Source organism: Rhizobium sp. C4 (assembly GCF_021026315.1).
Classification (GTDB): Bacteria; Pseudomonadota; Alphaproteobacteria; order Rhizobiales; family Rhizobiaceae; genus Ensifer_A.
Genome location: NZ_JAJNCX010000007.1, coordinates 159,539 through 186,070, shown reverse-complemented (window position 1 = coordinate 186,070; position 26,532 = coordinate 159,539). Strand labels below are relative to the sequence as shown.

Annotated in this window: 30 protein-coding genes and 1 other RNA gene; 14 read left to right on the top strand and 17 right to left on the bottom strand. The window is 61.7% G+C overall.

What is annotated here, in order from left to right:
• Positions 1-38 precede the first annotated feature (38 nt).
• Together LQK84_RS14355 and LQK84_RS14350 are read right to left on the bottom strand one after the other, a co-directional pair.
• On the bottom strand, positions 39-1,397 hold the full coding sequence (locus LQK84_RS14355; RefSeq protein ID WP_230829407.1) for an ATP-binding protein: 1,359 nt from the start codon (positions 1,395-1,397) through the stop codon (positions 39-41).
• Positions 1,394-2,116 (bottom strand): response regulator, encoded by a 723-nt coding sequence (locus LQK84_RS14350; RefSeq protein ID WP_230829406.1) that lies wholly within the window; start codon positions 2,114-2,116, stop codon positions 1,394-1,396. Before LQK84_RS14350 ends, LQK84_RS14355 begins: the two co-directional genes overlap by 4 nt.
• 187 nt (positions 2,117-2,303) lie before the next feature.
• On the opposite strand from LQK84_RS14350, the gene LQK84_RS14345 reads away from it, so the two are divergent.
• Genes LQK84_RS14345 through LQK84_RS14335 form a run of 3 tightly spaced genes read left to right on the top strand, consistent with a single transcriptional unit; the run spans position 2,304 to position 3,757 of the window.
• A complete protein-coding gene (locus LQK84_RS14345; protein ID WP_230829405.1) occupies positions 2,304-2,603 on the top strand; it encodes a hypothetical protein in 300 nt (99 codons plus the stop codon).
• Between the two features lie 9 nt (positions 2,604-2,612).
• A complete protein-coding gene (locus LQK84_RS14340) occupies positions 2,613-2,876 on the top strand; it encodes a cysteine rich repeat-containing protein (RefSeq protein ID WP_230829404.1) in 264 nt (87 codons plus the stop codon).
• A gap of 26 nt (positions 2,877-2,902) precedes the next feature.
• Complete coding sequence (locus LQK84_RS14335; RefSeq protein ID WP_230829403.1) at positions 2,903-3,757, top strand: sterol desaturase family protein; 855 nt, start codon at positions 2,903-2,905, stop codon at positions 3,755-3,757.
• Positions 3,758-3,900: 143 nt separating this feature from the next.
• Here the strand turns inward: LQK84_RS14335 and rcdA are convergent, their stop codons facing one another.
• From rcdA to LQK84_RS14320, 3 genes are all read right to left on the bottom strand, one after another.
• Positions 3,901-4,416, bottom strand: a complete 516-nt coding sequence (gene rcdA / locus LQK84_RS14330; RefSeq protein ID WP_230829402.1) for a protease adaptor protein RcdA — start codon at positions 4,414-4,416, stop codon at positions 3,901-3,903.
• A 355-nt stretch (positions 4,417-4,771) separates the two neighbouring features.
• The gene (locus LQK84_RS14325; protein WP_230829401.1) at positions 4,772-4,963 is read right to left on the bottom strand and encodes a DUF1192 domain-containing protein; all 192 of its coding nucleotides are present in this window, start codon (positions 4,961-4,963) and stop codon (positions 4,772-4,774) included.
• Positions 4,960-6,255, bottom strand: a complete 1,296-nt coding sequence (locus LQK84_RS14320) for an MFS transporter (protein WP_230829400.1) — start codon at positions 6,253-6,255, stop codon at positions 4,960-4,962. Before LQK84_RS14320 ends, LQK84_RS14325 begins: the two co-directional genes overlap by 4 nt.
• Before the next feature lie 180 nt (positions 6,256-6,435).
• Between LQK84_RS14320 and LQK84_RS14315 the strand changes: the two genes are divergently transcribed.
• Positions 6,436-6,588, top strand: coding sequence for a hypothetical protein (locus LQK84_RS14315; protein ID WP_230829399.1), 153 nt, complete (start codon positions 6,436-6,438; stop codon positions 6,586-6,588).
• A gap of 79 nt (positions 6,589-6,667) precedes the next feature.
• Here LQK84_RS14315 and LQK84_RS14310 read toward each other — a convergent pair whose 3' ends face one another.
• The 3 genes from LQK84_RS14310 to ssrS form a co-directional block, all read right to left on the bottom strand.
• Positions 6,668-7,690 carry a class I fructose-bisphosphate aldolase gene (locus LQK84_RS14310; protein WP_230829398.1) on the bottom strand — a complete coding sequence of 341 codons (1,023 nt, stop codon included), beginning with the start codon at positions 7,688-7,690 and terminating at the stop codon, positions 6,668-6,670.
• Between the two features lie 204 nt (positions 7,691-7,894).
• The gene (locus LQK84_RS14305; protein ID WP_230829397.1) at positions 7,895-9,094 is read right to left on the bottom strand and encodes a phosphoglycerate kinase; all 1,200 of its coding nucleotides are present in this window, start codon (positions 9,092-9,094) and stop codon (positions 7,895-7,897) included.
• 279 nt (positions 9,095-9,373) lie between these two features.
• A non-coding RNA gene (gene ssrS / locus LQK84_RS14300) (6S RNA) lies at positions 9,374-9,532 on the bottom strand.
• 252 nt (positions 9,533-9,784) lie between these two features.
• On the opposite strand from ssrS, the gene LQK84_RS14295 reads away from it, so the two are divergent.
• The 3 genes from LQK84_RS14295 to LQK84_RS14285 all read left to right on the top strand — a co-directional run bounded on the left by LQK84_RS14295 (position 9,785) and on the right by LQK84_RS14285 (position 11,705).
• Positions 9,785-11,005, top strand: a complete 1,221-nt coding sequence (locus LQK84_RS14295) for a hemolysin family protein (RefSeq protein ID WP_230829482.1) — start codon at positions 9,785-9,787, stop codon at positions 11,003-11,005.
• A gap of 90 nt (positions 11,006-11,095) precedes the next feature.
• On the top strand, positions 11,096-11,374 hold the full coding sequence (locus LQK84_RS14290; RefSeq protein WP_230829396.1) for a type II toxin-antitoxin system RelE/ParE family toxin: 279 nt from the start codon (positions 11,096-11,098) through the stop codon (positions 11,372-11,374).
• Between the two features lie 25 nt (positions 11,375-11,399).
• Positions 11,400-11,705 (top strand): HigA family addiction module antitoxin, encoded by a 306-nt coding sequence (locus LQK84_RS14285; protein WP_230829395.1) that lies wholly within the window; start codon positions 11,400-11,402, stop codon positions 11,703-11,705.
• A gap of 38 nt (positions 11,706-11,743) precedes the next feature.
• On the opposite strand, the gene LQK84_RS14280 is transcribed toward LQK84_RS14285, so the two are convergent.
• Both LQK84_RS14280 and LQK84_RS14275 read right to left on the bottom strand, forming a co-directional pair.
• Positions 11,744-12,103 carry a cell division protein ZapA gene (locus LQK84_RS14280; RefSeq protein WP_230829394.1) on the bottom strand — a complete coding sequence of 120 codons (360 nt, stop codon included), beginning with the start codon at positions 12,101-12,103 and terminating at the stop codon, positions 11,744-11,746.
• 11 nt (positions 12,104-12,114) lie between these two features.
• On the bottom strand, positions 12,115-12,390 hold the full coding sequence (locus LQK84_RS14275; protein ID WP_230829393.1) for a DUF4164 domain-containing protein: 276 nt from the start codon (positions 12,388-12,390) through the stop codon (positions 12,115-12,117).
• Positions 12,391-12,752: 362 nt separating this feature from the next.
• Between LQK84_RS14275 and tkt the strand changes: the two genes are divergently transcribed.
• Both tkt and gap read left to right on the top strand, forming a co-directional pair.
• Positions 12,753-14,732: a transketolase gene (tkt, locus tag LQK84_RS14270; protein ID WP_230829392.1), complete on the top strand. Its 1,980-nt coding sequence runs from the start codon at positions 12,753-12,755 to the stop codon at positions 14,730-14,732.
• Between the two features lie 136 nt (positions 14,733-14,868).
• Positions 14,869-15,882, top strand: coding sequence for a type I glyceraldehyde-3-phosphate dehydrogenase (gap, locus tag LQK84_RS14265; protein ID WP_230829391.1), 1,014 nt, complete (start codon positions 14,869-14,871; stop codon positions 15,880-15,882).
• A gap of 77 nt (positions 15,883-15,959) precedes the next feature.
• On the opposite strand, the gene LQK84_RS14260 is transcribed toward gap, so the two are convergent.
• Together LQK84_RS14260 and LQK84_RS14255 are read right to left on the bottom strand one after the other, a co-directional pair.
• Positions 15,960-16,205, bottom strand: coding sequence for a hypothetical protein (locus tag LQK84_RS14260; RefSeq protein ID WP_230829390.1), 246 nt, complete (start codon positions 16,203-16,205; stop codon positions 15,960-15,962).
• A 128-nt stretch (positions 16,206-16,333) separates the two neighbouring features.
• Positions 16,334-16,885 (bottom strand): methylated-DNA--[protein]-cysteine S-methyltransferase, encoded by a 552-nt coding sequence (locus tag LQK84_RS14255; RefSeq protein ID WP_230829389.1) that lies wholly within the window; start codon positions 16,883-16,885, stop codon positions 16,334-16,336.
• Between the two features lie 99 nt (positions 16,886-16,984).
• On the opposite strand from LQK84_RS14255, the gene LQK84_RS14250 reads away from it, so the two are divergent.
• Complete coding sequence (locus tag LQK84_RS14250) at positions 16,985-17,566, top strand: 5-formyltetrahydrofolate cyclo-ligase (protein WP_230829388.1); 582 nt, start codon at positions 16,985-16,987, stop codon at positions 17,564-17,566.
• 12 nt (positions 17,567-17,578) lie between these two features.
• Entirely contained in the window at positions 17,579-18,400 is an 822-nt protein-coding gene (locus LQK84_RS14245; RefSeq protein WP_230829387.1) for a TIGR00282 family metallophosphoesterase, read from the top strand.
• 74 nt (positions 18,401-18,474) lie between these two features.
• Here the strand turns inward: LQK84_RS14245 and LQK84_RS14240 are convergent, their stop codons facing one another.
• The gene (locus LQK84_RS14240) at positions 18,475-18,978 is read right to left on the bottom strand and encodes a pyridoxamine 5'-phosphate oxidase family protein (RefSeq protein WP_230829386.1); all 504 of its coding nucleotides are present in this window, start codon (positions 18,976-18,978) and stop codon (positions 18,475-18,477) included.
• A 164-nt stretch (positions 18,979-19,142) separates the two neighbouring features.
• Between LQK84_RS14240 and LQK84_RS14235 the strand changes: the two genes are divergently transcribed.
• From LQK84_RS14235 to LQK84_RS14225, 3 genes are all read left to right on the top strand, one after another.
• Positions 19,143-19,889 (top strand): YebC/PmpR family DNA-binding transcriptional regulator, encoded by a 747-nt coding sequence (locus tag LQK84_RS14235; RefSeq protein ID WP_230829385.1) that lies wholly within the window; start codon positions 19,143-19,145, stop codon positions 19,887-19,889.
• Positions 19,890-20,046: 157 nt separating this feature from the next.
• Positions 20,047-21,042 carry a CDF family Co(II)/Ni(II) efflux transporter DmeF gene (dmeF, locus tag LQK84_RS14230; protein WP_230829384.1) on the top strand — a complete coding sequence of 332 codons (996 nt, stop codon included), beginning with the start codon at positions 20,047-20,049 and terminating at the stop codon, positions 21,040-21,042.
• A 25-nt stretch (positions 21,043-21,067) separates the two neighbouring features.
• Positions 21,068-21,343, top strand: a complete 276-nt coding sequence (locus tag LQK84_RS14225) for a metal/formaldehyde-sensitive transcriptional repressor (RefSeq protein WP_230829383.1) — start codon at positions 21,068-21,070, stop codon at positions 21,341-21,343.
• A 303-nt stretch (positions 21,344-21,646) separates the two neighbouring features.
• Here the strand turns inward: LQK84_RS14225 and LQK84_RS14220 are convergent, their stop codons facing one another.
• From LQK84_RS14220 to LQK84_RS14205, 4 genes are all read right to left on the bottom strand, one after another.
• Entirely contained in the window at positions 21,647-21,958 is a 312-nt protein-coding gene (locus LQK84_RS14220; protein WP_230829382.1) for a GIY-YIG nuclease family protein, read from the bottom strand.
• A 297-nt stretch (positions 21,959-22,255) separates the two neighbouring features.
• On the bottom strand, positions 22,256-23,251 hold the full coding sequence (locus LQK84_RS14215) for an LLM class flavin-dependent oxidoreductase (RefSeq protein WP_230829381.1): 996 nt from the start codon (positions 23,249-23,251) through the stop codon (positions 22,256-22,258).
• Positions 23,252-23,377: 126 nt separating this feature from the next.
• Entirely contained in the window at positions 23,378-24,010 is a 633-nt protein-coding gene (locus LQK84_RS14210; RefSeq protein WP_230829380.1) for a LysE family translocator, read from the bottom strand.
• A 145-nt stretch (positions 24,011-24,155) separates the two neighbouring features.
• On the bottom strand, positions 24,156-26,453 hold the full coding sequence (locus LQK84_RS14205; protein WP_230829379.1) for a methyl-accepting chemotaxis protein: 2,298 nt from the start codon (positions 26,451-26,453) through the stop codon (positions 24,156-24,158).
• Positions 26,454-26,532: the final 79 nt, after the last annotated feature.

Sequence of the window (26,532 nt, the reverse complement as noted above, 5' to 3'; positions counted from 1 at the left end):
TTTCGAAAAGCCCGGCCTCCGCGCCGGGTTTTTTGCGTTTATGCGCCGGCATAAAACAGCGGCAGCCTGACCTGTACCGACAGCCCGCCGATCGCTGCATCCCCGATCGAAACACTGCCGTTATGGCCTTCGCTCAGCGTCTTCACGACCGCAAGCCCGAGGCCCGCCCCACCCGTCGTCCTGCTGCGCGACGACTCCAGGCGGTGAAACGGCTCGAACAGCGCGCCGCGTTCTTCCGGCCTGACGCCGGGCCCCTGGTCTTCCACGACAAGAACCGCAAGCGCACCGTCACGATGAATGGACACATGCGCCACCTCGCCATACTTGATGGCGTTGTCGATCAGGTTTGCAACGATCCGCCGAAGCGCCACCCGATCACCGAGAACCGTCAGCGGATCACCACTCGAAGCGTCTTCCAGAACAACCGGTCGCCCAGCCTCCGCGAGAGCCGCACAATCAGTAGCAACCAGATCCCGCAGGCTGACCAGTTCCTCCTGCAACTCGCCAGCGCCTGCGCGCGACGTCAGAACCGCGTCATCCAGCAGCCGGACCATGTCCTCAATGTCGCGCACGGCGCTTTCCCGCGAGACCTCGTCCTCGATCGCATCGACCTTCAGGCGAAGCCGCGTCGCGAAGGTTCGCACGTCATGCGAAATGCCGCCAACCAGCTCCATCCGGTTTCGTAGCAGCGCCGCGACCCGCCCATGCAATGTATTGTAAGCCTCTGTGAGCCGGCGGATCTCGGGTGAAAACGCCGCGGCACTTGGCAAAGGACGCGGCGCGCCATCCGGATCAAGCGTGGCCACAGCTTCCGCCAGTTCGCGCAACGGCCGACTGGCGATGAAGACCAGCACGAGCGTCACCAGTCCCACCAGACTTCCGATCAGGCCTGCGAAGAGCCCCACCGGCAGACCGGCCTCGGTCGTCAGGAATGGCGAGCGCGCATCGACCACCATTGTCTCGTCAGTCGAAAGCCGCACCCTGAATTCCAGCGTCGCCGGAACGAACCGGCGCATCACAAAACCCAGCCGGGGAGGCGCGCCTATCTGATTCTCGATGCTGAACCGTCTGCCACCCAGCGCCTGATCATAATCCGCGACCTCGAAACGCGACTGGCGCGGCAGGTCGTCAAACTGGTTCGCCACGATATCGCCCGCCTCGATACGTATCTGGAACGTATCCGAACTCAGCCCGGCAAGCAGCAGCGCACGATCCGGCGGCGGCGTGGCCTCGATCAATGCCACAATTTTCGCCAGCCGCTGCGGCGGCGGCACCATGTCGCTTTGCCAGGAGGCCCGCCGATAGACGGCAACCAGATAACCGATCCACAGCACCGTCCCAACAAGAACGAACGCCCCGAATAGCCGGAAAGCGAGATGGCGACGCAGGAGCTTCATCGCGAAGAGACGTCCTTTGCCGTAAAGAGATAGCCGCCATTGCGGATGGTCGTGATCAGCCCCGCGCCGCCGTCCACCGCATCAAGCTTTCTGCGCAGTCTCGAGACCAGCATATCGACGGATCGGTCGAACGGGTCGGCATTGCGACCATGAACAAAGTCTAGGATAGTTTCGCGGCTCAGCACCCGGCGGGGCCGCTTGACGAAACAGGTCAGGAGGTCGAACTCGGCGCTGGTCAGCAACAACACCTCGGCCTGCGGCGTGGTCACGACACGCGTATCGAAATCGATCTCGAATCCGTCAAAACCGATCTTGTTGCCAGCGTCGGGCCGGGAACGGGCCGGTTCCACCGCACGGCGCAGCAGCGCGCGGATGCGCGCCACAAGCTCGCGCGGCCCGAACGGCTTAACCAGATAGTCGTCCGCCCCCATTTCGAGCCCGAGCACCCGGTCGATCTCGTCGCTTCTCGCCGTCAGCATGAGAATGGGGATAGAGAGCGACAGGCGCAGCCGGCGGCAGATCGAAAGCCCGTCTTCGCCCGGCAGCATCACGTCGAGAATGACGAGATCCGGTGCGCCCATTGCAAGCGCCGCGTCCATGGCGCGTGCATCCGGCGCGGCCGTCACGCGATAGCCTTCTTTCTCGATCAGCCCGCGGACCAGCCGCCGCACCTCGTCGTCGTCTTCCACAAGCAGGATATGTGTCGGCGCCTCATTCATGTCTCATCTATTCCCCGCAGCGAACTGCTTTTCAAGTGCAAAGCCGGGCTTGTGACAAACCATTACAAAAGGCGACAAATCGAGACAAAACGCCCCTCTCCGGTGATTGCCGCGTGACACGCCGCCGCCATTCTTCATGGCGTCGCAGGCAGCAAGCCTCGGCACAAACGAAACCTAGGAGAATGACATGAACCGCCTCATGATGACTGCCGCCCTCGCCCTCCCCCTCGTCGCCATGTCGGCGAGCGCCTTTGCCTGGGAACGCAACGGCTCGGCCACCGGCGCCTATGGCCGCACCTTTTCCAGCCACGCCACCGGCGGCTGCGCCAACGGCACCTGCTCCAAGCAGAAGACCGTCACGGGCCCGAACGGCCAGTCGGCCACACGCAACCGCACCGTCACCTGCAGCGGCGGCACCTGCAACAGCAATGCTGCTGTCAGCACCCCGAACGGAGGCTGGAAGCGCAGCTCGACCATCTCCCGTTGAGGTCACGACATGAAGACCGTCACCCTGACGATCGCATGGCTTGCGTCGGCGTTTGCCGCCGGCGCGGCCAATGCCAAGGAACCCGGCTATTTCGAACTGATGAAGGTGAAAAGCGCCTGCTCCGCCGACATCGCCAAATTCTGCAACGAGGTCCAGCCCGGCAAGGGCCGCATCATGATGTGCCTGAAAGCGCATCAAACAGAGGTCTCGAAGACATGCATCAACGCTGCGGCGCCCTACGCCGCCGACGCGGATAAGCTCACAAACAATTGAGGCGGAAAGGCCGCCGGAGAACGATCATGGAATCTGTCACGCATCTGTTCGCCTCCACTTTTCAGCACCCGGGCTTGATTGCAGCTGCAGCCCTTTCGGCGATGGCAATCGAGTATCTGGCCAATCTGCCCGATGCCAATGAAACGCATGATGTCAGGGAGACGGCCTCCTCCCTGACAATTGCCGTGATCAACAAGACGGTCGGCTATCTGACCGCCGGGATCACGGCGCTGCCGCTGCTCATTCTTTACGAGTATCGAATCTTCACCATCCCGGCGGACAATGTTCTGGCCCTGCTCACAGCCTTTGTCCTCACGGATTTTTGCTACTACTGGCACCATTTCGCCATGCACAAGGTCCGGGTCCTGTGGGCAAGCCATAGCGTGCATCATTCGGCAACCCGGCTCAATCTGACGGCCGCCGTGCGGCTCGGCCTCGGCGGACAGCTTGCCGGCGGCTTCCTGTTCTATTCGCCGCTCGTGCTTCTCGGTTTTCATCCGCTGGTCGTCTACGCCATGCTAGGGCTTGGCCTCGCCTACCAGCTCTTCATCCACCCTGCCAAAGCGCCAGATCTCGGCCCGCTCGAATGGGTGCTCAACACGCCGAAACATCATCAAGTGCATCACGCCTCCAACGCGCCATGCCTCGACAAGAATTTCGGCGGTGTTTTCATCGTCTTCGACCGCCTCTTTGGCACCTTCGCCAAGGCACCCGAAGACGAGAGCCTGCAATTCGGTCTTGTCGGCAAACGCCCGACGAACAACCCGCTTGCGATCCTCTTCGGCGAATGGGCACGCATCGCTCGGGACCTCATCCGTGCCCGATCACTGAAGGATGTCGCACGCTCGCTCTTCAGCATGAAGCCACGGACGGAGCGCTGACAGGTCTGCGCGAAGCACCCGACATCGGCAACGACAAACAAAAAGACGGCGGAGTTGCCTCCGCCGTCAAGTCGTACTCAGGATGGTTCGATGGTCATTCCGGGGAAAGCGGGACGGCTTTCAGTCCGGAACCAAGACAGGTGTCAATGACGACCGAAGGCGGTCTGCAGCAGCGAGAGCTGTGCCTGAACGCTGTTCTGGTTGTCATGGACGACCGGCGCATCGGCCGGACGGTAGATTTCGCGATCGAGGAGCGCCACGCGGCTCTGCAGGCGATGCGAGCGCTCGATCAGTTCGCGGAAGGAGAGCGGCAGGTCTTCCCAGCCCGGAGCCTCGCGGTCGAGGTTGTAGGCGTCGAGACGGACCTTCTTCTTTTCGGACATGACCTGATCGCGGGTCATTTCGCCGTTGTTGACGGCGCGCTGCAGGAGAAGCCAGGAGGCCATCTGCATCAGGCGGGTCGTCAGGCGCATGGATTCAGCGGCGTAAAGAACCGAAACCTGGCGCGGCAGCACCTTGGAAGCGGCGCGACCCGGGCCATCGAGGTAGCTCGCGGTCTCTTCGACAAGCGCCATGCCTTCGGCATAGAGCGACTTGAACTGAGCGGACGAAGCCGCATGGCCTGCGAAACTGATGGTGTTCAAACCGGTGTCGGACATTTCTTTATCGCCTCGGTACGCATCAAACTGAAAGGCTCAGGGAGAGTTTTTGTTCCCTGCTTGTGTGAACATAACATGATGCCAATAGCACAAACGCGCAAGCCGAATCTTAAGAAAAGGTTAATACCCACATTTGCGGGCGTTCGACTGCCGGCCGCCCGAAGATATGGTTGCCAAACAAACAAAAAAAGAGCCGCGAAAAGCGGCTCTCAAGGTAAAACAGGGAGAAAATCAGAAGTCGCTCATGAAGCTGAACCATCTGAACCCAGAAAGCTCTGGATGGGCTTAGTAATAACTTATGAAGGTTTCTGATTACTTAACGATCTCAGGAAAAGTGCAGTTTCGGGACACGCGATCAACGTTTGAAGAGACTGTCGGCGGCAGCGCGGCTGGCGCCTTTCGCAACAGCCTCGGCCTCAAGTCTTGAGATCTCCGATTTCAAGAGCTCAATCCGGATCTTCAACTCGTCGACGGACAAAAGCGAAAGATCCTGGCCGATATCGTGGACGGTCTTTCGCACCGGGCGTTCTTCGTCAAACAGGCTCATGCTGCTTTCTCCTCTTTGCTCTTGCCGTGTCGTTCACTGCCGTTAGCGTCGTCAGCAGACCCGCTGGCAAGCGGGCTCAGGTTGAAGCTTTCGGGCGTCTTCACCGTGATATGGCCAAGCGGAATATAGGCATCGCGATCGGCCGTCGGCACCGGAGCACGCATGCGCGAGCGGAAGACGGCGTAGATGGTGATCGCCACATGCGCCAGCGACGTGATGGCAAACAGCGCATAGGGCCCGAATGCCGCCATGACCGGTCCGCCAAGCGTCGGCCCGATGATCGTGCCGACGCCATAGAGGAGCAGAAGCCCTCCGGAGACCTTCACGTAGTTTTCCGGCGATGCGTGGTCATTGGCATGCGCCGCCGCCAGCGGATAGAGCGCATTGGCCGTTGCGCCATAGAGCGACACAAGCGCCAGAAGGACGACGACATTGGTCGGCTGGAAAAGCGCCAGAACCCAGCCGGCAAGCGCCCCTACCCCGGCCAGCGCTGCGAGAACGAGACGGCGGTCCATGCGATCCGAAAGGCGGCCCGTCGGGATCTGGATCAGCGCGCCGGCGGCAATCGCAAGGCTCATCATCAGCGCCACATGCCCGGCAGACAAATTGGCCTTGGAGCCGAACACGGCGCCCAGCGTGCCGAAGGCTCCGTTGGCGATGCCGATCAGCACCATGCCGACAAAGGCGATCGGCGAGTTTCGATAAAGCGCGATGACGTCGAGCTTGACGCTCTTCAGCGGCTGCGGCGACGCGGCTGTCGAAAGCGTCGTCGGCAGCATGGCCACGCAATAGAGAATGCCGACGATCATGAAGAGGATGGTCGTGTGAATATCGCCCGAGGCCACCATCATCTGCCCGCCGACGACACCGGCCAGCGTGATCATGATATAGGTCGAGAAGATGACGCCACGGTTCTTGTTGTCAACGCGCTCGTTCAACCAGCTCTCGATGATCATCGACGTGCCGGCAGAGGCAAAGCCGGTGAGCGCGCGCAACGCAATCCAGGCTGTCGGATCGACGAGAATTCCGGTCATGAGCGCGATGATCGCCGTCAGCGACAGAAAGCCGGAAAAGGCGCGCACATGGCCGATGCGGCGCACGACGAGCGGCGCCAGGAAACAGCCGGCGACAAACCCGGCAGACCAGGACGTGCCGAGAAGACCGAGCGTCGTGGTCGAATAGCCCTCGGCGGTGCCGCGCAGCGGCAGAAGCAGCGAATGCAGACCGTTGCCGAAGAACAGAAACAGCGTCCCGACCAGAAGCGAAAATACCGGAAGAAGATTGCGCCGCATGAATGTTCCATCCCAACCCGCACATCAAGGCAGGCCTTTGATTATGTGTTCGGCTTGAAAGAGGACCGCCTTTGCGATAGCGCCAAGGATGATCATGGTCCCGAAGCATGTTTGTCGAATGCTTATGACGGAAATCATGACACGGATATGGCGAAACTCAAGAACAGGGCATGACGCAACGTGACGAAGATCATCGCATTGTTGCTGATACTTGCCATGCTGGTCCATATCGTGAAGCCGCTCGGCCTGCCGGGACTGCGCAGGCGCGGCGATTTCTGGAAGATTGCCGTCTTCGCCTTCGCCATCACGATGTTCGTCAGCCTGCTCAGATAGAGCTTTGCTGCTGCCCGAAACGAAAAACGCGCGGAGGATGCCCCCGCGCGTCGAGACTTCATGACTGGATCGATAAGGCTCAGGCAGCCTTTTCGAGGTCCGCCTTCCAGTTGCCGAGAGCGGCCAGGCCGTTCATGCGGGCGCGGTGCGAGAAGGCGCGCTGGCCGGCAGCGACATTCTCGGCCTTGCCACCCCAGGCCTTCAGGGCCGTTTCCTGCAGCGCACGGCCGTAGGAGAAGGTGAGCTTCCAGGGAAGTTCGAACGTGTTCATGGCCGACAGGTGCGCCGTTGCCTCTTCGGAGGACTGGCCGCCGGAAAGGAAGGCGATGCCCGGAACGGCAGACGGAACCGTGCGCTTAAGCACGCGAACCGTACGCTCGGCCACTTCGGCAACGGAAGCCTTGCGGGCGTTCTTGCCGTCGATGACCATGCTGGGCTTCAGGATCATGCCTTCGAGATTGACGCGGGCTTCGGCCAGCTCTTCAAAGGTCGTGCGCAGCGTCCATTCGGTTACTTCTTCCGAACGGTCGATCGAGTGCGTGCCCGGCGCGCCATCCATCAGCACTTCCGGCTCGACGATCGGCACGATGCCGGCTGCCTGGCAGAGCGCAGCATAGCGGGCCAGCGCCTGGGCATTGGCACGCAGCGAGCCGCGGGTCGGCAGCACGTCGGAAACTGCGATCACGCCGCGCCACTTGGCAAAGCGTGCACCGGCTTCATGGTAGCGGGCGAGACGCTCGCCGAGGCCGTCAAGGCCTTCCGTGATGGTTTCGCCGGGGAAGTTGACCATCGGCTTTGCGCCGGTGTCGACCTTGATGCCCGGGATAGAGCCCGCAGCCTTGATCAGGTCGGCCAGCGCCGTGCCGTCCTTGGCCTTCTGGTAGAGCGTTTCCTCATAGAGAATGACGCCGGAAATGTAGTTCTTCATCGCATCGTCAGCGCGGAACAGCATCTCGCGGTAATCGCGACGGCTGTCCTCGGTCGAGGTCAGGTTGATGCCGTCGAACCGCTTCTTGATCGTGGATGTCGATTCGTCCGCTGCGAGCAGCCCCTTGCCCGGCGCTACCATCGCGACTGCAATGTCTTCAATCCGTTCAGCCATTTCAAAACACCTCCGTTCAACGTTTATCCGCCGATAACAGAAGAAGATGACAAGGAAAATGGGCCTAAAAATGCCTTAAACGATTTAAATTTAACTAAATCGGTTTAGGTAGAAATAAATCGGTTTAAAATTCACCGGAATTTCGTATTGTTTTTATTATGTTTAATGCGGCCGCCGAAATAATCGACGGCCGCCGCAGGTCAATTACTTCGCGCCGCTGAGGATATCGACGCCCGGAAGCGGCTTTCCTTCCATCCATTCCAGGAACGCACCACCCGCCGTCGAGACATAGGTGAACTCGTCGCCGACGCCTGCGTGGTTGACGGCAGCCACCGTATCGCCACCGCCGGCGACCGATACGAGCTTGCCGGCCACGGTCTGGGCTGCGGCGTGCTTGGCTGCGGAAACGGTCGCCTTGTCGAAGGGCTCGATTTCAAATGCGCCGAGCGGACCATTCCAGACCAGCGTTGCCGCCTTGGAAATCCAGTCATTGACCTTTTCGACCGACTTCGGGCCGACATCGAGCATCATCGCGTCAGCCCGGATCGCCGAGACGGCAACCGTCTCGTTGGCGGCATTGGCCTTGAACTCGCGGGCAACGACGCCATCGACCGGCAGAACGATGGCGCAACCGGCCTTCTCGGCTTCCGCCATGATCGTGCGGGCCGTTTCCGCCAGATCATGTTCGCAGAGCGACTTGCCGACATTGATGCCCTGTGCGGCGAGGAACGTGTTGGCCATACCGCCGCCGATGACGAGCGCGTCGACCTTCTTCACCAGGTTCTGCAGGAGGTCGATCTTGGTGGAGACCTTCGCGCCGCCGACGATGGCGACGACAGGACGGGTCGGATTGCCGAGCCCCTTTTCCAGCGCCTCAAGCTCGGCCTGCATGGTGCGGCCGGCATAGGCCGGCAGGTGATGGGCGAGACCTTCGGTCGAGGCATGGGCGCGATGCGCCGCCGAGAAGGCATCGTTGACATAGATGTCGCCATTGGCGGCCAGCGCTGCGGTGAATTCCGGCGTGTTCTTCTCTTCGCCCTTGTGGAAGCGGGTGTTTTCCAGAAGCAGGATGTCGCCGTTCTGCAGTGCATCGATCGCCGACTTGGCGACATCGCCGATGCAGTCGGAGGCAAAATGAACGCGGCGGTCGAGAACGGCCTCGACGGCCGGGGCGATCGTCCTGAGCGACATGTCGGCCACGACTTCACCCTTCGGACGGCCGAAATGCGCCAGCAGGATCACCTTCGCACCCTTGTCCGAAAGTTCGAGGATCGTCGGCGCAACCCGCTCGATGCGCGTCGCATCCGTCACCTTGCCGTCGCTGACAGGCACGTTGAGGTCGACGCGCACAAGCACGCGCTTGCCGGCAATATCATTGAGATCGTCGAGGGTTTTGAAGGTCATGGCAGGTCCCCAGATTGCGTTGGGCTGGAGCAATTCCAGAAAAAGTGCCTTGCGGTTTTTCGTCCGGAATTGCGTTCAAACAAGGAAGGCGGAAAGCACCGCTTCCCGGATCGGACGGGACCATACACGCAAGCGTTCAGGAGACAAGGGGATAGATCAAAGGAGCGGCCGGAGAGACCGCGGCGCAGAGCGCCGCAAGCGCATTCCGCGCGTCGCCGGTCATCCGGCACCCCCGTGGAGCGCAGCCCGAAGGACGATCAGCGCGTGAACGAAAAGGAAGTGCGATCCACGACAACCGATGGTACTTTACGATCCTGGGTGCCTACAGAAGTAGGTGGGCACCATGTGACCAAACCCACGGGTCTGGTCAGGGACAGTTCCCTAAGGATCGAGTATGGCCCCAGGGATGTGATGACCTGTCGTGAGGCGCAGACCGCATCAACAATGTAGGCTCAATCGCAGGCGAATACCAGTGCCGAGTTCCGAATTGCGCATGCTATCTTCACCTCCGACATTGAACACGACAAAGACAGCCCCTATTATGGGTTAATTCGCGCGCCCACCCTCTGCGAATGCCTTGACCCGAAGCCACATGACCGCAAGGTGCGAGCGGGCCAACCCCATGGAATTCCTGTGCTAACCGAAATCGTCATCGTCGTTCTCCTGACCATTCTCAATGGCGTTCTCGCCATGTCGGAGCTGGCAGTCGTCTCCTCGCGGCCGGTCCGCCTGAGAATTCTGGCCGAGCAGGGCAGCAAGGGCGCCGCCACCGCGATCCGCCTCGCCGAAGATCCGGGACGCTTTCTGTCCTCCGTCCAGATCGGCATCACGCTGGTCGGCGTTCTTTCAGGCGCCTTCTCGGGCGCCACGCTCGGCGCCCGCTTGACGCAATGGCTGGAAATTCAGGGCCTTTCGCCCAGTGCCGCCGACTGGCTCGGCGTCGGCTCGGTCGTCGTCGCCATCACCTATCTGTCGCTGATCGTCGGCGAGCTCGTGCCGAAGCAGATCGCGCTGCGCGCACCGGAAGCGGTTGCCACCCGTGTCGCTCCGGCCATGTTGTGGCTTTCGCGCTTTGCCCTGCCGCTCGTCTGGCTGCTCGACGCGTCGGGCAAGACGATCCTGCGCCTCCTCGGTCAGCGGGGCGGCTCCGATGAAGCCATGACGGACGAGGAAATCCGCACGGTTCTCGCCGAGGCCCATCATGCCGGCGTGATCGAGCCGGAAGAATCCGCCATGATCTCGGGCGTCATGCGCCTGGCCGATCGCACCGCGCGTGGCCTGATGACGCCGCGGCGCGATGTCGAGATCATAGACATCGAGGACAGCGCCGCCGAAATCCGCGAACAGCTGCGCAAATCGCAGCGCTCGCGCCTGCCGGTGCGCAACGGCGCGTCCGACGAAATTATCGGCGTGGTCTTCGTCAAGGACGTCATGGATGTGCTGCTGAGCGGCACCGCGCTCAACATCAAGGCCATCATGCGCGACGCGCCGGTCGTGTCCGACCTTTCGGGCGCACTTGATGTCATTGAAGCGCTACGCCAGACACCGGCCCATATGGTTCTCGTCTATGACGAGTTCGGCCATTTCGAAGGCATCATCACCTCGGGCGACGTGCTCGAAGCCATCACCGGTGTCTTCCTGGACGACGCCTCGGAAGAACCGGCAATCCTCGCCCGCGAAGACGGCTCCTTCCTCGTCTCCGGCTGGACCCCGATCGACGAATTCGCCGACCGCATGGGCATTTCCGTCGGCGACGACCCGGATTTCGAAACCGTCGCCGGCTTCGCCATCGAGGAAATGAAACACCTCCCCGCACTCGGCGAAACCTTCACCGCGCAAGGCTGGCATTTCGAAGTCATCGACCTGGACAACCGCCGCATCGACAAGCTGCTAGTCAGGCGGGCGGACTGAGAACTCTGAAGCCGCATTGACAGATGTAAGCTAAATGCTTACAACTCTGCGACAGTTTTGAGGATCCACAGCATCAAGCCCGAGGCACCGGTGATCAGGACATTCAAGAGCAAAGCCTTGAAGGAACTTTTCGAAACCGGCCGTTCGAGCAAGGTTCAGCAGTCGCTTCACAAACGAATATGCCTCCGCCTCGACAGGCTTGAACAGGCAGAACGTCTGGAAGAGATGAACCTGCCGGGCTTCAACTTCCATGCCTTGCGTGGCTTCGAGCCGGTCCGATACACCATCCACATCAATGGCCCCTGGTGCATCACCTTCGAATTCGACAATGGTGACGTCTGGAATGTCGACCTGGAACAGTATCATTGAGCGGCCATAATAGAGGCGAAGTGTCATGACGCATGCAGTCGAACGTCCGATCCGGCGCTGCCCCACCCACCCGGGCGCCCTGCTTGACGATATCATTCCGGCGACAGGCAAGACCAAAGTGGAGATCGCCAGCCTTCTCGGAATTTCGCGCCAGCAGCTCTACGACATCCTGAACGAAAAGAAGCCCGTATCGCCCAACGTTGCGGCGCGCCTTGGCAAGCTGTTCGGGGATGGTGCCGGCGTCTGGCTGCGCATGCAGGCCGCTCATGATGCCTGGCAGGCCGAGCATTCGATTGATCTGTCCGGCATACCGACGCTGAAGACCGCGTGAAGCCGGTGACTGACGCTGAGGGCGACAACCCGCTCAGACTAGCTGCCGTTGATCTTCTGCGTGATGCCGTTGATCTGGCTGGTCAGTTCGCCGAGCGCGGCGACGAGGAGCGTGTCGCTCTTGTCGGAAGCGGCGAGCATGCTTTCGCGTGACTTGCTGAGACTTTCCACTTCCGTTTCCAATGCCTTCAGCCGCCGGCTCACATCGGAAAGTTCGTCCATGACCATGATGCCGGCCATGACGGTCAGGCGGAGATCGCCGATCTCGCCGAATTGCGACTTCAGATGCATCACATAGCGGTCGAACCGGGCGGCAAGCTCGGTCAGATGCGCTTCCTGGCCCTCTTCGCAGGCCATGCGATAGGCTTTGCCGTCGATTTGTACGGTGACCTGGGCCATGATGTTTCCTGTCAGCGATCGAGCACGGCGCGGATGGTTTCCATGGCCGTCACCAGACGACGGGAAACCTCCCTGTTGACTTCTTCCAGCCGGTTCGCCCGGAATTCGGACTGGTCGAGATCATGAGCGAGCTTCGCGCGGTCCTGATGGACCCGGCGCACCTCAGCCCGATACTCCGCCGAAGACATTTCCCGGTCAAAACGACCGTCGATCGCGCCCGCGAGCGCCTGCACGGCGGCCCTCAAGTCCTCGACCGCCGATTTGACCGTCTTGTCTCCTGGAGCCATCTCTGCCTTGCAACCTCACACGCTCAATACCTGAACCACCAGCGAATCGTCATAGTCCCAGCCGGCGCATCTGCGAACAGTAGTCAGGTCGAACGACAAGCGTCAATAAACCGCGACCAGATCGAGGCGCGCAGAAAGCCGCTTTGCTGTGGATGAGATATCAATCGTTTCAAATCCCGCCGCCATTGTGACCGCGACAGGATATCTCTTGAACTTTAACCCGAACACGCGGTTAGAACTGCCGCGGAACACGGTGTTTTGTTGACTCCAGCGCCCTACCTGCTATGTGTCTCCGCGATTTCCAGGAGGCCGCGGGAGGAACGCGCGGCCGCTTAACCGACACCGCAAAAAACGGGTAAATCATGATCTCGCGCGAACAACACAACCGGATGGCCAATGCGATCCGCTTCCTGTCCATGGACGCTGTCCAGAAGGCAAATTCCGGTCACCCCGGCCTGCCGATGGGCGCGGCCGACATCGCCACGGTCCTCTTCACGCGTTATCTGAAGTTCGATCCCAAGCAGCCGCTCTGGGCCGACCGCGACCGTTTCGTGCTCTCCGCCGGCCACGGCTCGATGCTGCTCTACTCTGTCCTCTACCTCACGGGCTATGAGGACATGACCATCGAGGACATCAAGCAGTTCCGCCAGATCGGCGCCAAGACCGCCGGCCACCCGGAATACGGCCACGCATCGGGCATCGAAACCACGACCGGCCCGCTCGGCCAGGGCATTGCCAATGCCGTCGGCATGGCGATTGCCGAGCGCAAGCTGCGCGACGAGTTCGGCTCTGACCTGCAGGACCACTACACCTACGTGCTGTCCGGCGACGGCTGCCTCATGGAAGGCATCAGCCAGGAAGCGATTTCGCTTGCAGGACACCTCAAGCTCAACAAGCTGATCGTCTTCTGGGACGACAACGACATCACCATCGACGGCCATGTCGGCGTTGCCGATAGCACCGACCAGCATGCCCGCTTCCGCGCCTGCGGCTGGAACACGATTGCCGTCGACGGCCATAACCCGGACGAAATTGCTGCCGCCATCGAAACGGCCCACAAGTCCGACAAGCCGACCATGATCGCCTGCAAGACGATCATCGGCTTTGGCGCCCCGACCAAGCAGGGCACCCACAATGTGCACGGCGCCCCGCTCGGTGCCGAAGAAATCGCCGCCGCCCGCAAGCAGCTGAACTGGGATTACGAACCCTTCGTCGTTCCCTCGGACGTTCTGGACGCATGGCGTGCAGCCGGCCAGCGCTCCGTCAAGGCGCGCTCCGACTGGGAAGCTCGCCTTGCCGCCGCAGACGCCGGCAAGAAGGCCGAATTCACCCGTCGCTTCGCCGGCAAGCTGCCGGAAGGCTTTGACGCGGCCATCTCCGCCTACAAGCAGAAGCTCGCCGACGAAAAGCCGACGGTTGCCACCCGCAAGGCCTCTGAAAACGCGCTGGAAGTCGTCAACGGCATCATCACCGAAACCATTGGCGGTTCCGCCGACCTGACCGGCTCGAACAACACCAAGACGAGCCAGACCAAGTCGATCACGCCGACGGACTTCTCCGGCCGCTACATGCACTGGGGCGTTCGCGAACACGGCATGGCCGCTGCCATGAACGGCATGGCGCTGCATGGCGGCCTCATCCCCTATTCCGGCGGCTTCCTGATCTTCTCGGACTATTGCCGTCCGTCGATCCGCCTCGCCTCCCTGATGGGCATCCGCGTCATCCACGTTCTGACGCACGATTCCATCGGTCTCGGCGAAGACGGTCCGACGCACCAGCCGGTCGAGCAGATGGCAGCGCTGCGCGCCATCCCGAACCTGATGATGTTCCGCCCGGCCGACGCGACCGAAACGGCAGAATGCTGGCAGATCGCCCTTGAAGCGCATGACCGTCCGTCGGGCATCGCGCTGACCCGCCAGAACCTGATGGCCGTTCGCACCGAGATGTCGGAGAAGAACCTCTGCGCACTCGGCGCCTACGAACTCGTCGCCGCCAAGGACGCCAAGGTTTCGATCTTCGCCTCCGGCTCGGAAGTCGAGATCGCCGTGCTGGCCGCCCGCGCGCTCAACGACAAGGGCATCGCCGCCCGCGTCGTCTCCGTTCCCTGCTTCGAGCTCTTCGCCGAGCAGCCGGACGCCTATCGCGCCGCCGTCATCGGCACGGCACCGGTCAAGATCGGCGTTGAAGCTGGTATCCGTCAGGGCTGGGATGCGATCATCGGCTCCGACGCCGCCTTCATCGGCATGAAGAGCTTCGGCGCTTCGGGTCCATACAAGGAACTCTACAAGCATTTCGGCATCACGGTGGAAGCCGTGGTGGCAGCGGCTGAAGCCCGCATCTGAACGAGATCCGGCGAAAGCGGGTTACCGCTTTCGTCACATGCTTGCGTGAAATCAAGGAACCTGGAACGCCGATCTGATGCATTCAGGTCGAACCGCTCCGAAAAACGGAATTGTCCACGGGATTGGAGATATCCATATGACTGTTAAAGTTGCCATCAACGGCTTTGGCCGCATCGGCCGCAACGTTCTGCGCGCCATCGTCGAATCCGGCCGCACCGACATCGAAGTCGTTGCGATCAACGACCTCGGCCCGGTCGAAACCAATGCGCACCTGCTGCGCTATGACTCGATCCACGGCCGTTTCCCGGCCAAGGTCGAAGTCTCCGGCGACACGCTGGTCATCAACGGCGGCAAGCCGATCAAGGTGACCGCGATCAAGGACCCGGCAACGCTGCCCCATGGCGAAATGGGCGTCGACATCGCGATGGAATGCACCGGCATCTTCACCGCGCGCGACAAGGCTGCCGCCCATCTGACCGCTGGCGCCAAGCGCGTCATCGTCTCGGCACCGGCCGATGGCGCTGACCTGACGGTTGTTTACGGCGTCAACCACGACAAGCTGACCAAGGAGCACCTGGTCATCTCCAACGCATCCTGCACGACGAACTGCCTCGTGCCGGTCGTCAAGGTTCTGCACGACCTGATCGGCGTCGATCATGGCTTCATGACCACGATCCACTCCTACACCAACGACCAGCCGTCGCTCGACCAGATGCACAAGGATCTGTACCGCGCCCGCGCAGCTGCTCTCTCCATGATCCCGACCTCGACGGGCGCTGCCAAGGCCGTTGGCCTCGTCATGCCGGAACTGAAGGGCAAGCTCGACGGTTCGTCGGTTCGCGTTCCGACCCCGAACGTCTCCGTCGTCGACTTCAAGTTCGTCGCCAAGCGCTCCACGACCACGGCTGAAATCAACGAGGCGATCAAGGCTGCCGCCACCAGCGGTCCGCTCAAGGGCATCCTCGGCTATACCGACGAGCCGCTCGTTTCGCGCGACTTCAACCACGACCCGCATTCGTCGATCTTCGCGCTCGATCAGACGAAGGTCATGGAAGGCAACTTCGTCCGTATCCTGACCTGGTACGACAACGAGTGGGGCTTCTCCAACCGCATGTGCGACACCGCGGTTGCTTTCGCCAAGCTCATCTGAGCGAAAGCCCTATCCTGAAATGCGAAGCGCGCCGGAAACGGCGCGCTTTTTATTTATGGAATGGGATTTTGAAAGACCTACATCGTGTCTTTCATGACCTTTTCGAGATGAGTCTTGCACTCGTCCATCTTGCCATCCTTCATGGCCATCTTGGCGGCGTCGACATCCTTCATCGCCGTCGCCATCTTGTCGCCCTTGGCAGCCTTGGCAGCCGTTTCGGCCTTCACCATGTGTGCGTCGTCGCACATCACCGTTTCAGCGGCAAACACGGGCATGGCCATACCCGCCGCGACGATTGCAGTAGCAACGATCAACTTGAACATGATTTTCTCCTCTTCGGCGGACAAAATTACCCGCAAAAAGAGAATTGCATTCAATCAAGTCAATTATAAGTCACATAGCCCGGATTGCCGTAAGCCGCGCGTTACACGCCGCTGCGCACAGAACAGTCCTAATCGAAAAGCCCCGGCAGCATGGGCGCACCGTCGTCGAGATACACACCCTCCATCGCCAGCAGCTTCGCCTTGGTGACAAGGCCGCCGGGCGCGGAGAACCCACCCGGCTTGTTGCCCGCCGCCAGAACCCGATGACACGGGACGACAACCGGCCAGGGATTGCGGGCCATCGCCGTGCCGACCGCCTGCGCCGCGCCCGGCGAACCCGCCCGTTCGGCGAGCGCCCCATAGGTCACGGTCTCGCCCCGCCCGACCCGGCGCAGGGCATGATAGACGGTCGCCTCAAACGGCGCGATGCCGGCGAAATCGAGAAGCGCGCCGGAAAAATCGACCGCCTCGCCGCCCGCATAGCGCGCCAAAGCCTCCGCCGCCTCGTTCGCGTAAGCCGGAACGGCACCCCCGGCCCGCCTCGCCCCCTTGGCAAGCCGCGCCGCCGTTGCCGCCGCGTCACGATCCGGCAGCTGCACGCGCGTCAGCCCGGCCTCGCTCCACGCAATGCCGCAGACGCCGAGCGCCGTCTCGAAAAGCATATATTCAGCCGAATCCATGGACCGTTCCCGCATCGGCGGATTATGCGTTTGAAAGAACGGTATCGCAATCGCCGCCGGCTTGCCAAAGGGGCTGGAATTCCTATTCTCGCGACAGACATGCCGGAGCCAGACGTGACCCTGACCAAAGCCGAAATCCGCAAGGACCGCCTTGCACTTCGAGACGCCATCCCTCCGGAAACCCGCATCGAAAAGAGCCTTGCCATGGCCGATCATGCCGAGGCGATCGCATTCGATCCCGGCACGATCATCTCGGGCTTCATGCCGATTCGCTCGGAAGCTGATGTGCGGCCCCTGATGTCAGGCCTGCGGGCGCGCGGTGCGCGGCTCTGCCTGCCGGTGGTGATCGACCGGGAAACCATCGTTTTCCGCGAACTCCTACCAACCGCCGCGCTGGTCGAAACCGGCTTTGGCACCTTCGGTCCCGGCCCGGATGCGGCCGAACTCGACCCCGATATCCTGCTCGTCCCCCTCTCGGCCTTTGACCATCTGGGCAACCGGATCGGTTATGGCGCAGGCCATTATGACCGCGCAATCGATCGTTTGTTGCGGAAAGGGCTGAAACCGAGGCTGATCGGCATTGCATTCGACTTACAGAACGTGGAAGAAATTCCCGCAGAACCTCACGATATGCCGCTCGATGCCATTCTGACCGAAAGCGGCCTTTTGCCTTTTGGCTAGACTGGACTTGCAATGCGACTGCTATTCCTGGGTGACATGGTGGGCAAGACGGGCCGTACGGCCGTCTGGGAACGCCTGCCGGGCCTGATCTCCGACTACAAGCTCGACTTCGTCATCGTCAACGGCGAGAACGCCGCCGGCGGCTTCGGCATTACCGAGCAGATCCATATCGACACGATCGACGCCGGTGCCGATGTTGTCACCACCGGCAACCACGTCTGGGACCAGAAGGAAGCCGTCGGCTTCGCCGGCCGCTACGACAACTTCCTGCGCCCCGCCAATTACCCCGCCGGCACGCCCGGCAAGGGCTCCGGCCTCTTCATCGCCCGCAACGGCGCGCGCGTGCTGGTCGCCAACATCATGGGTCGCGTCTTCATGCACCCGGAACTCGACGACCCCTTCAAGACCGGCGAAGCGATCCTCGCCGCCTGCCCGCTTGGCGAACAGGCCGACGCCGTCATCTTCGACTTCCATGCGGAAGCCACATCCGAGAAGCAATGCTTCGGCCATTTCGTCGATGGCCGCGCCTCGCTCGTCGTTGGCACGCATACCCATGTGCCCACCGCCGACCACCAGATCCTGAATGGCGGCACCGCCTATATGTCGGACGCCGGCATGTGCGGCGACTATGACTCGTCGCTCGGCATGGAAAAGGAAGAGCCGATCAACCGCTTCATCTCCAAGATGCCGAAGGGCCGTTTCGAGGCCGCAAACGGCCCGGCGACCATCTGCGGGCTGGCGGTGGAAATTTCGGATCGAACGGGGCTTGCTGAGAAGATCGCGCCGCTGAGGCTCGGGCCGCGGCTTTCGGAGACGATCCCGGACTTCTGGTGAGGGCCTTGAAGTGCCTCTCGTCCAAACGCACATGAAATGAAGGCGGGGCCGAAACCCCGCCTCCTTCTTTTGGATCAGACAAACGCGACATGCCGGTGAACGCCGACATCGGGTTCCTTCTCGGGATCGAGGTTCGCCTTGGCGATTTCCCAGCCGAAGGTCAGGAGGTTGCCGGTTGAGGCCCAGAAGTTGCATTCGTCGGGCTGGAAGCGGAGCATCGTGAGGTTCGGATCCTGCTTGCCGCCCTCAAACCATGCCTCGACGACAGAGTTCCAGTATTCGTCGATGCGTCGCGGGTCAGGATCGATGCTGATCGCGCCGCGCAGCATCGCATGGAAATCGTGGTCCTTGCCGACGACACAGAAGAGCGCCTGGGCGCCGGGCGTGATCGCGCTGACGAGATCGGTGTCCTTGCTGGTGTAGAACCAGATTGTCTTGTTTGCGATATCGAGGTTCGGCGCCATCGGCTGCAGGCCGAAGCTGTGGGTCTCGAGACCCAGCATGCCGGCAGAAACCCGGTCGAGTTCATCCCAGATCAGCTTTTCGGGATCGCTCTTTGCGGTGGAGAGGCTTACCATGGTGCACGTCCTTTCATCTTGGGCGGTTGGTCTTGCCTCGTTAATCCGCGACCCTGTGAAATGGTTCCGGGCAAGAGTGCGCGCCGTATCTGGACGAAACGCCTCAAAATCCTTATAAGGCCCCAAAATCTCGAAAAACCGGATGAAATACGCATAGGGGTGCCATGGCTGGCCATTCACAGTTCAAAAACATCATGCATCGCAAGGGCAAGCAGGACAGCGTGCGCTCCAAGATGTTCTCCAAGCTCGCACGCGAAATCACCGTTGCCGCCAAGGCAGGTCTGCCCGACCCGACCATGAACGCCCGCCTGCGTCTGGCCATCCAGAACGCCAAGGCCCAGTCCATGCCGAAGGACAATATCGAGCGCGCCATCAAGAAGGCTGCCGGTGCTGAAGGCGAAAACTATGATGAAGTCCGCTACGAAGGCTACGGCCCGGGCGGCGTCGCCGTCATCGTCGAGGCGCTGACCGACAACCGCAACCGCACCGCATCCAACGTCCGCTCGCTCTTCACCAAGGCCGGCGGCGCATTGGGCGAAACCGGCTCCGTCTCCTTCTCCTTCGACCGCGTCGGCGAAATCACCTACAAGGCATCCGTTGGCGATGCCGACAAGGTAATGGAAGCTGCGATCGAAGCCGGCGCTGAAGACGTCGAGTCCAGCGAAGACGGCCACACGATCTATTGCGGCTTCGAGGACACGAACGAAGTCGCCAAGGCGCTCGAAGCCGTGCTCGGCGAAGCCGAAACCGTCAAGTCCGTCTGGAAGCCACAGAACACCATTCCGGTGGACGAAGAAAAGGCCCAGTCGCTCATGAAGCTCATCGACAACCTCGAAGACGACGACGACGTCCAGAACGTCTACTCGAACTTCGAAGTGTCCGACGAAGTCATGGCCAAGCTCTCGGCCTGATCCGCGATCGACATTTCATCGCATGCGCAATCCCCGGCTCGTCCGGGGATTTTGCGTTTCTGGCCTGTCCCATTGCCGAGCCGGCGATGGCGAGAACCCCCGATTGCCACCAGATCCAATATAATATACCCCCCTATATTAAATAGGGAGACCGATCATGAGCGGCAGCCATTTCCATTCGCATGATGACCACGCAGATCATGCTCATCCGCATGACACCCTGCCCGCGCAGCACGATCATGTTTTTCTGGGCGAAGGACATGCGCGCAACGAGAAGCGGACATGGATCGTCATTGCGGTGACGACCACGATGATGGTGGTCGAGATCATCGCAGGCAACGTCTATGGCTCGATGGCGCTGGTGGCCGATGGCTGGCACATGTCCACCCACGCCGCCGCCATGCTGATCGCGGCGCTCGCCTATTTCTACGCCCGCCGCCACGCGACGAACCGGCGCTTCACCTTCGGCACCGGCAAGCTCGGCGATCTGGCAGGCTTCACCAGCGCCATCGTGCTCGCCATGATCGCCCTGCTGATTGCCTGGGAAAGCTTCATGCGGCTGCGCGCGCCGGTCTCGATCAACTTCCGCGAGGCGATTATCATTGCCGTGATCGGTCTTGCGGTGAACCTCGTCTGCGCCTGGCTTCTGAAGGACGATCACCATCACCACGGCCATTCGCATGGCCACGATCACGACCACGACCACCACCATCACGACCATGCCGGCAAAGACCAGAACCTCCGCGCCGCTTATCTCCATGTTCTCGCCGATGCCTTCACCTCCGTCCTCGCCATCCTCGCGCTGACGCTTGGTAGCCTCTATGGCTGGTCCTGGCTCGACCCGGCCATGGGCATTGTCGGTTCGCTGGTCATCGCAAACTGGTCCTGGAGCCTCATCCGCGACACCGGCGCGACACTCCTCGACTATGTGCCGGACGACGAGGATCTGCCGGAGGAAATCCGCGAGATCGTGGCGCAGGAAGGTGCGGAAATCGTCGATCTGCATGTCTGGCAGCTCGGCCCCGGTCACCATGGCGCCATTGTCTCGATCCTCGCCGACCACCCGAAAGCGCCCTCCTATTACCGCGAGAAGCTTGCAGCGATCCACGATCTGTCGCATGTGACGGTGGAAGTGGAAGCACGCGCCGCCTGACGGACAGCGACAAGGGCTCTGGGACATGACGCATACGATCCGCGAGAAGCAGAAACTCATCAACCGCGTCCGCCGCCTGCGCGGCCAGATGGAAGCGGTCGAGCGCATGCTGGAAGAAGAAAAGGGCTGCGCCGAGGTGATGCAGCTCATCGCCGGCGTGCGCGGCGCCGTCAACGGCCTGATGGCCGAAGTCATCGAAGACCACATCCACCACCACCTCGCCGCCCCCGACCTCACACCCGCAGACCGGAATGAGGCGGCAGGCGAGCTGATCGATGTGGTCAGGGCTTATCTAAAGTAGACGCGCAGCACGCCGCCCTCCGGATGAAGCTAGCCCAGACAAAATGGGCTGATCGACGGCTGAGTGTCAATTTAGGTGTGCACTCTTTGACGCTGCGAGCTGTGGCATGATCCTTCGAGGCCGCCCTTTGGGCGGCACCTCAGGATGAGGGCGTCTTCTGTTTTGCAGCGTCGTGGCCTAGAAATTCGAGCCGCAAACGCCGCAGACAGTGTTGGACGCTGGAGGCAATCGTTGGCGCACACCAACCCCACCCTCACCCTGAGGTGCCGAAGCGAAGCGCAGGCCTCGAAGGGCCCCGCCGCATCACTCACCGGCTGAATTGACTTTGACAACAGGCCCGCGCCGCGAAAGCGCCGGGAGCGCCTCGTAGTTCAACGCGATCAGCGCTTCCTTTTTCTGGCGGTTCCAGCCCTTGATCTGCCGCTCGCGCGCAATGGCATCGATAATGCGGTCGTATGTCTCGCAAAAAACCAGCTCGACCGGACGGCGTTTTGCCGTGTAGCCGTCGTAGATACCGGCATTGTGCTCCCATAGACGCGCTTCAATCGGTTGCTTCGTCAGTCCGGTATAATAGGAGCCGTCGCGGCATCTGAGAATATAGACCGTCACATCCATCCCCGCCCTCCGGATGAAGCTGGCCCAGACAAAATGAGCTGATTGACGGCTGAGTGTCAACTTGGGAGTGTAATCTTTGACGCTACGACCTGTTGCATGATCCTTCGAGGCCGCCCTTTGGGCGGCACCTCAGGATGAGGGCGTCTTTTGTTTTGCAGCGTCGTGGCCCAAAAATACGAGCCGCAAACAGTGTCGGATGCCGGAAGCAACCCGTTGGTGCCCCCCGCCCTCACCCTGAGGTGCCGAAGCGAAGCGCAGGCCTCGAAGGGTCCCAGCCGCCGCCGCTGAAGAACAACCTTACGCCGCCTCGAACACACCCATTTCCGAAATCGCCTTCACCGCCTCCAGACGCTTCTCGACGTCGAAGATCGTGAACGACACGATGATTTCGTCGGCATCCGTGTCCTTGATGAAGCGCTTGAGCTTCGTCTCGACCGTATCCTTCGCGCCGACGACGGCGAATTGCAGCGTGTGTTCCACCATCGTCCGCTCCATCGGCGTCCAGTGCTCGTCCATGTCGGCAACCGGCGGCGGATATTTGCCGGGGCGGCCTCGGCGCAGGTTGACGAACTGCTGCTGGGCGGAGGTGAAATAGTAGGCGGCCTCCTCGTCCGTCTCGGCCACCACGCCCATGACGCCGGCCATCACATAGGGCTGGTCAAGTTGGTCTGAGGGCTGGAAGCGCGCGCGGTAGATATCGATTGCCTCGAAAAGCTGGTCCGGCGCGAAATGCGAGGCGAAGGCATAAGGCAGGCCAAGGGCCGCCGCCAGATGGGCGCTATAGAGGCTGGAGCCCAGGATATAGAGAGGAACCTGTGACCCCATGCCCGGATTGGCGATGACCCGCTGCCCTTCGACGCGCGGCCCAAGCCAGGATTTCAACTCCAGAATGTCGTCCGGAAACCGCTCGGATGCCGCCTGCATGTCGCGCCGAAGCGCACGGGCGGTGGCCATGTCGGTCCCCGGCGCGCGGCCGAGTCCGAGATCGACGCGGCCCGGAAAGAGCGCGGCCAGCGTGCCGAACTGCTCGGCAATGATATAGGGCGAGTGGTTGGGCAGCATGATGCCGCCAGAGCCGATGCGGATGCGCTTCGTCGCGTAGCCTGCATGCGCGATGACAAGCGAAGTCGCCGCACTGGCAATCCCCGCCATGCCGTGATGCTCGGCGAGCCAGAAGCGCTTGTAACCCGCCTCCTCCGCCGTCATCGCCATGCGCCGCGTGTTCTCCAGCGCATCGGAAACGGTCGCACCTTCGCTGACGGTGGAAAGATCAAGAACGGAAAAGGAAGTCATCGGAGGGGCCTTTCGGGATGGAAGCCTATATCTAGGCACCGAACCTCCCGAACCCAAGCCGTAAGGCCGACTTACTTGACGAAAAAGTTTGGCTGGGGCGACGGCAAGGCACCCGCCACACGAGGGCTAGCTCTTTTGCAGGGCCAGATGCGTGCCCAGCCCGACGAGAACCACGCCGCCGGTGCGCTGCACAAGCCTTTGCGCGGTTGAGGATTGCTTGAGCCGCGACACGATGAGACCGGCCAGCAGGACACAGACAATATCGGCCAGAGTGAAAATCACATTCACGATGACACCCAGAATGGCCAGCTGCATCCAGATCGGGAACTGAGCCGCACTGTCGATGAATTGCGGCAGGAAGGCCATGAAGAAGATGGCCGTCTTGGGGTTCAGGACCTCGACGCCAATGCTCTGCAAAAAGGCTTTGCGCGCCGTCTTCTCGGTCTTCGGCTTAAGATCGCCCTGTAGAACTTCCTTTGCGCGAAACAGCGAAATGCCGAGCCAGACCAGATAGGCAGCCCCCGCAAGCTTGACCGCAGCGTAAAGCACCGGGACGGCATGGAAGAGAACCGACAATCCCGCCGCCGCCGCAAGGATATGCGCATAGGCCCCGATATGGATGCCCAGCACCGCCATCAGCCCGGCCTTGCGACCGCCGGCCATCGTGCGCGCCGCCGCATAGAGCATGGCCGGACCCGGAATGAAGGCAAAAGCCGCCGTCGTCAGAACAAAAGCGATCAGGATGTCGATAGCTGGCACGCCCGTCTCCTCCAAACGTTGACCTCATGCGGAGCGAGACGGCTCTTCAAACATCATCCCAACGGCGATGACAGATTGCGTCAGCAGCACGAATTGCGCAAGCCGGCCCAGGCCAGAACGATCCGCGTCGAGAGAACGGCCAGCCTCACCCGGCCATCCGATACCCGCCACGCTCGCCTTCCAGACGGAACTGGCCAAGCCGCTGGTCCATCTCGCCGGCCTCATGCGCCAGCTTGTGGACCGCCGCGGTGGTTTCCTCGACCATGGCCGCGTTCTGCTGCGTGGCGGTTTCCAGTTCGCCGACGGAGGCGTTGATGGCGCGCAGAGAGTCTGCCTCCTCACGGGTCGATTCCATGATCGAGCGGATACGTCCGTCGATGTCGGCAACATGGCCGCCAATGGCGCCAATGGCGGTGCCTGCCTTCTCGACCAGCGCCACGCCGGCCTCGACGTCGCTGGTGGATTTGGCCAGAAGCGCGGTGATTTCCTTCGCCGCATTGGCCGAACGCTGGGCAAGCTCGCGCACTTCCTGGGCAACGACGGCAAAGCCCTTGCCGCTATCCCCGGCGCGGGCGGCCTCGACGCCCGCGTTCAAGGCGAGAAGATTGGTCTGGAAGGCGATCTCGTCGATGACGCCAATGATCTGGTTGATCTTCTGCGAGGAGCCCTGAATGTTCTCCATCGCCTCGATCATGCTGCGCATGATGCCGGCGGAATCGTCCGCCCCATTGCGGGCGGTCTTGGCAATGCGTGCGGCATCTTCGGCGCGGGCCAGCTGCTCGCGCACCGCCTTGGTCACCTGATCGATCGCGGCTGCCGCCTGGCTGATGGACATGGATTGCCGTTCCGTGCGGGCGGCAAGCTGGTCGGCCGAGGTGCGGATCTCGCTCGACCCTTCACGCACGGCCGCCGAATTCCCGCCGATGGCCAGCATCGCGTCGCGCAGCTGTTCGACCGAGCGGTTGAAATCGAGGCGCAGCATCTCGAGTTCGGACGGGAAGCGTCGATCGATCGTGCAGGCAAGGTCACCGCCGGCAAGGCGGCCGAGGCCCGAGCCCAGCGCACTGACGACACCCTGCAGTTCCGCCGCCTGCGCCTCGCGCTCTACCTGCCGGGCGTCGCGTTCGCGCTCGGCATCGACGGCCATTTGAGCGGCCTCGCTTTCCATCTCCTTCTGCCGCTGCAGCGACTGGCGGAAGCTGTGAAGCGCGCGGGACATGACGCCGATTTCGTCGCGGCGATCCTGGAAGCGGATAGTCGCTCCGAGATCACCCGAAGAGACCGCCTGCGTCGCCTCGGCCAAAGCGCCAAGCGGCGACAGCATGCGCTTGAGGAAGAAGGCGGATGCCAGCACTCCGGCGATCATGACAATCGCCCCGACGCCCGCCATCAGCAGCGCAATATGCATGGATCCGGCCTGCAGCGCCTCAATGCTGTCGCTCTCGGCAATCACGTAGCGATAGCCATAGATATCGACCGGCTTTGTGAAAGCCCGGGCCGGGCCGTCGGCTCTCTGGAAGTCGGCCTCGAAGGCCGTGGTGGCGGCCAGCGCATCCGTGGCAAAGGTGAAGGGCTTCGCATCCACCGCAGCGATTGCGCCCTGATCGGACACGCCAAGCGCCTGGCCATCACTGCCTATGATGTTGACAGCTGCCTCGCCATCGGCGGGCAGCGCCTTGGTCATGACGTCGACAAGGGCGCGGTCGGCCACCCGGAAGATGACGATGCCACGCGGCGCCCCCAGCTTCAGAAGCGGTACGGCGAAATAGATGTCGGCCTTGCCGGTCGTCGACGAGATCGCCAGACCGGAGAAGACAGTCTCCGCAGTCTCCCCATCCTTCGACGCGGCCACCGCCTTGTTGGCGAGGCTGTAGACGATGCCGAGACCCGACTTGGCGAGATCGCCCGAGGCCACATTGCGCGCGAAGGTATCGGTCTTCTTGTAGGAGTAGATGATGTTGCCCTGATTGTCGGCCATCAGCAGATCGGAAAAGGGACCATTGGCGAGATAGGTCTGGACATCGGCTTGCGTCTTCTCGTGCGAGGAGAAATAGAAGCCGCTCGGGCCGTCCACCTTCACCAGAAGCTCGCGCTTGTCGGCGGGGTTGGGATTGCGGGTGACATAGACGTCGATCAGAGCCTTGCCGGCATCGCCCGCCGTCTTCTCGACCGTCTTCCAGCCGCTCTTCAGGTTCGTCAGATCCTGCTGCAGGGCTTCGATGCGGGCAATGGATTCCGCCTGGCCACGCAATTGCGCCAGCCGTTCGGAAAGCATGTCGGCCCGGAAGGTCAGCGTCGCTTCCCGCGCCACGGAGGCCTGATGCTGAAACACCCCGGCACTGCCGAGATAGGCAATGGCCAGAAGCACGGCACCGGACAGCACCGTGAGCAGCACGAACAGGCCCGTGACACGCGCCCTGACTGAATTGAACACTCGGCTCATCGATCCACCATCCACAATAGGGAAAATCTCCGCCGCGATGCTCCAGGCAAAGGGTCATCGCAGCGCAGCATTTGTGGAT

Excerpts from the sequence above, each read along its gene's own strand:
- LQK84_RS14260 (WP_230829390.1), bottom strand. The coding sequence starts at position 16,205 with ATGTTCAAGTTGATCGTTGCTACTGCAATCGTCGCGGCGGGTATGGCC.
- tkt (WP_230829392.1), top strand. The coding sequence starts at position 12,753 with ATGATCTCGCGCGAACAACACAACCGGATGGCCAATGCGATCCGCTTC.
- LQK84_RS14325 (WP_230829401.1), bottom strand. The coding sequence starts at position 4,963 with ATGAGCCTGTTTGACGAAGAACGCCCGGTGCGAAAGACCGTCCACGAT.
- LQK84_RS14255 (WP_230829389.1), bottom strand. The coding sequence starts at position 16,885 with ATGGATTCGGCTGAATATATGCTTTTCGAGACGGCGCTCGGCGTCTGC.
- LQK84_RS14280 (WP_230829394.1), bottom strand. The coding sequence starts at position 12,103 with ATGGCCCAGGTCACCGTACAAATCGACGGCAAAGCCTATCGCATGGCC.
- LQK84_RS14305 (WP_230829397.1), bottom strand. The coding sequence starts at position 9,094 with ATGACCTTCAAAACCCTCGACGATCTCAATGATATTGCCGGCAAGCGC.
- LQK84_RS14355 (WP_230829407.1), bottom strand. The coding sequence starts at position 1,397 with ATGAAGCTCCTGCGTCGCCATCTCGCTTTCCGGCTATTCGGGGCGTTC.
- LQK84_RS14225 (WP_230829383.1), top strand. The coding sequence starts at position 21,068 with ATGACGCATACGATCCGCGAGAAGCAGAAACTCATCAACCGCGTCCGC.
- LQK84_RS14350 (WP_230829406.1), bottom strand. The coding sequence starts at position 2,116 with ATGAATGAGGCGCCGACACATATCCTGCTTGTGGAAGACGACGACGAG.
- LQK84_RS14245 (WP_230829387.1), top strand. The coding sequence starts at position 17,579 with ATGCGACTGCTATTCCTGGGTGACATGGTGGGCAAGACGGGCCGTACG.
- LQK84_RS14340 (WP_230829404.1), top strand. The coding sequence starts at position 2,613 with ATGAAGACCGTCACCCTGACGATCGCATGGCTTGCGTCGGCGTTTGCC.
- LQK84_RS14275 (WP_230829393.1), bottom strand. The coding sequence starts at position 12,390 with ATGGCTCCAGGAGACAAGACGGTCAAATCGGCGGTCGAGGACTTGAGG.
- rcdA (WP_230829402.1), bottom strand. The coding sequence starts at position 4,416 with ATGTCCGACACCGGTTTGAACACCATCAGTTTCGCAGGCCATGCGGCT.
- LQK84_RS14345 (WP_230829405.1), top strand. The coding sequence starts at position 2,304 with ATGAACCGCCTCATGATGACTGCCGCCCTCGCCCTCCCCCTCGTCGCC.
- LQK84_RS14310 (WP_230829398.1), bottom strand. The coding sequence starts at position 7,690 with ATGGCTGAACGGATTGAAGACATTGCAGTCGCGATGGTAGCGCCGGGC.
- LQK84_RS14215 (WP_230829381.1), bottom strand. The coding sequence starts at position 23,251 with ATGACTTCCTTTTCCGTTCTTGATCTTTCCACCGTCAGCGAAGGTGCG.
- LQK84_RS14250 (WP_230829388.1), top strand. The coding sequence starts at position 16,985 with ATGCCGGAGCCAGACGTGACCCTGACCAAAGCCGAAATCCGCAAGGAC.
- LQK84_RS14295 (WP_230829482.1), top strand. The coding sequence starts at position 9,785 with ATGTCGGAGCTGGCAGTCGTCTCCTCGCGGCCGGTCCGCCTGAGAATT.
- LQK84_RS14235 (WP_230829385.1), top strand. The coding sequence starts at position 19,143 with ATGGCTGGCCATTCACAGTTCAAAAACATCATGCATCGCAAGGGCAAG.
- LQK84_RS14285 (WP_230829395.1), top strand. The coding sequence starts at position 11,400 with ATGACGCATGCAGTCGAACGTCCGATCCGGCGCTGCCCCACCCACCCG.
- LQK84_RS14240 (WP_230829386.1), bottom strand. The coding sequence starts at position 18,978 with ATGGTAAGCCTCTCCACCGCAAAGAGCGATCCCGAAAAGCTGATCTGG.
- LQK84_RS14205 (WP_230829379.1), bottom strand. The coding sequence starts at position 26,453 with ATGAGCCGAGTGTTCAATTCAGTCAGGGCGCGTGTCACGGGCCTGTTC.
- LQK84_RS14335 (WP_230829403.1), top strand. The coding sequence starts at position 2,903 with ATGGAATCTGTCACGCATCTGTTCGCCTCCACTTTTCAGCACCCGGGC.
- gap (WP_230829391.1), top strand. The coding sequence starts at position 14,869 with ATGACTGTTAAAGTTGCCATCAACGGCTTTGGCCGCATCGGCCGCAAC.
- LQK84_RS14320 (WP_230829400.1), bottom strand. The coding sequence starts at position 6,255 with ATGCGGCGCAATCTTCTTCCGGTATTTTCGCTTCTGGTCGGGACGCTG.
- dmeF (WP_230829384.1), top strand. The coding sequence starts at position 20,047 with ATGAGCGGCAGCCATTTCCATTCGCATGATGACCACGCAGATCATGCT.
- LQK84_RS14220 (WP_230829382.1), bottom strand. The coding sequence starts at position 21,958 with ATGGATGTGACGGTCTATATTCTCAGATGCCGCGACGGCTCCTATTAT.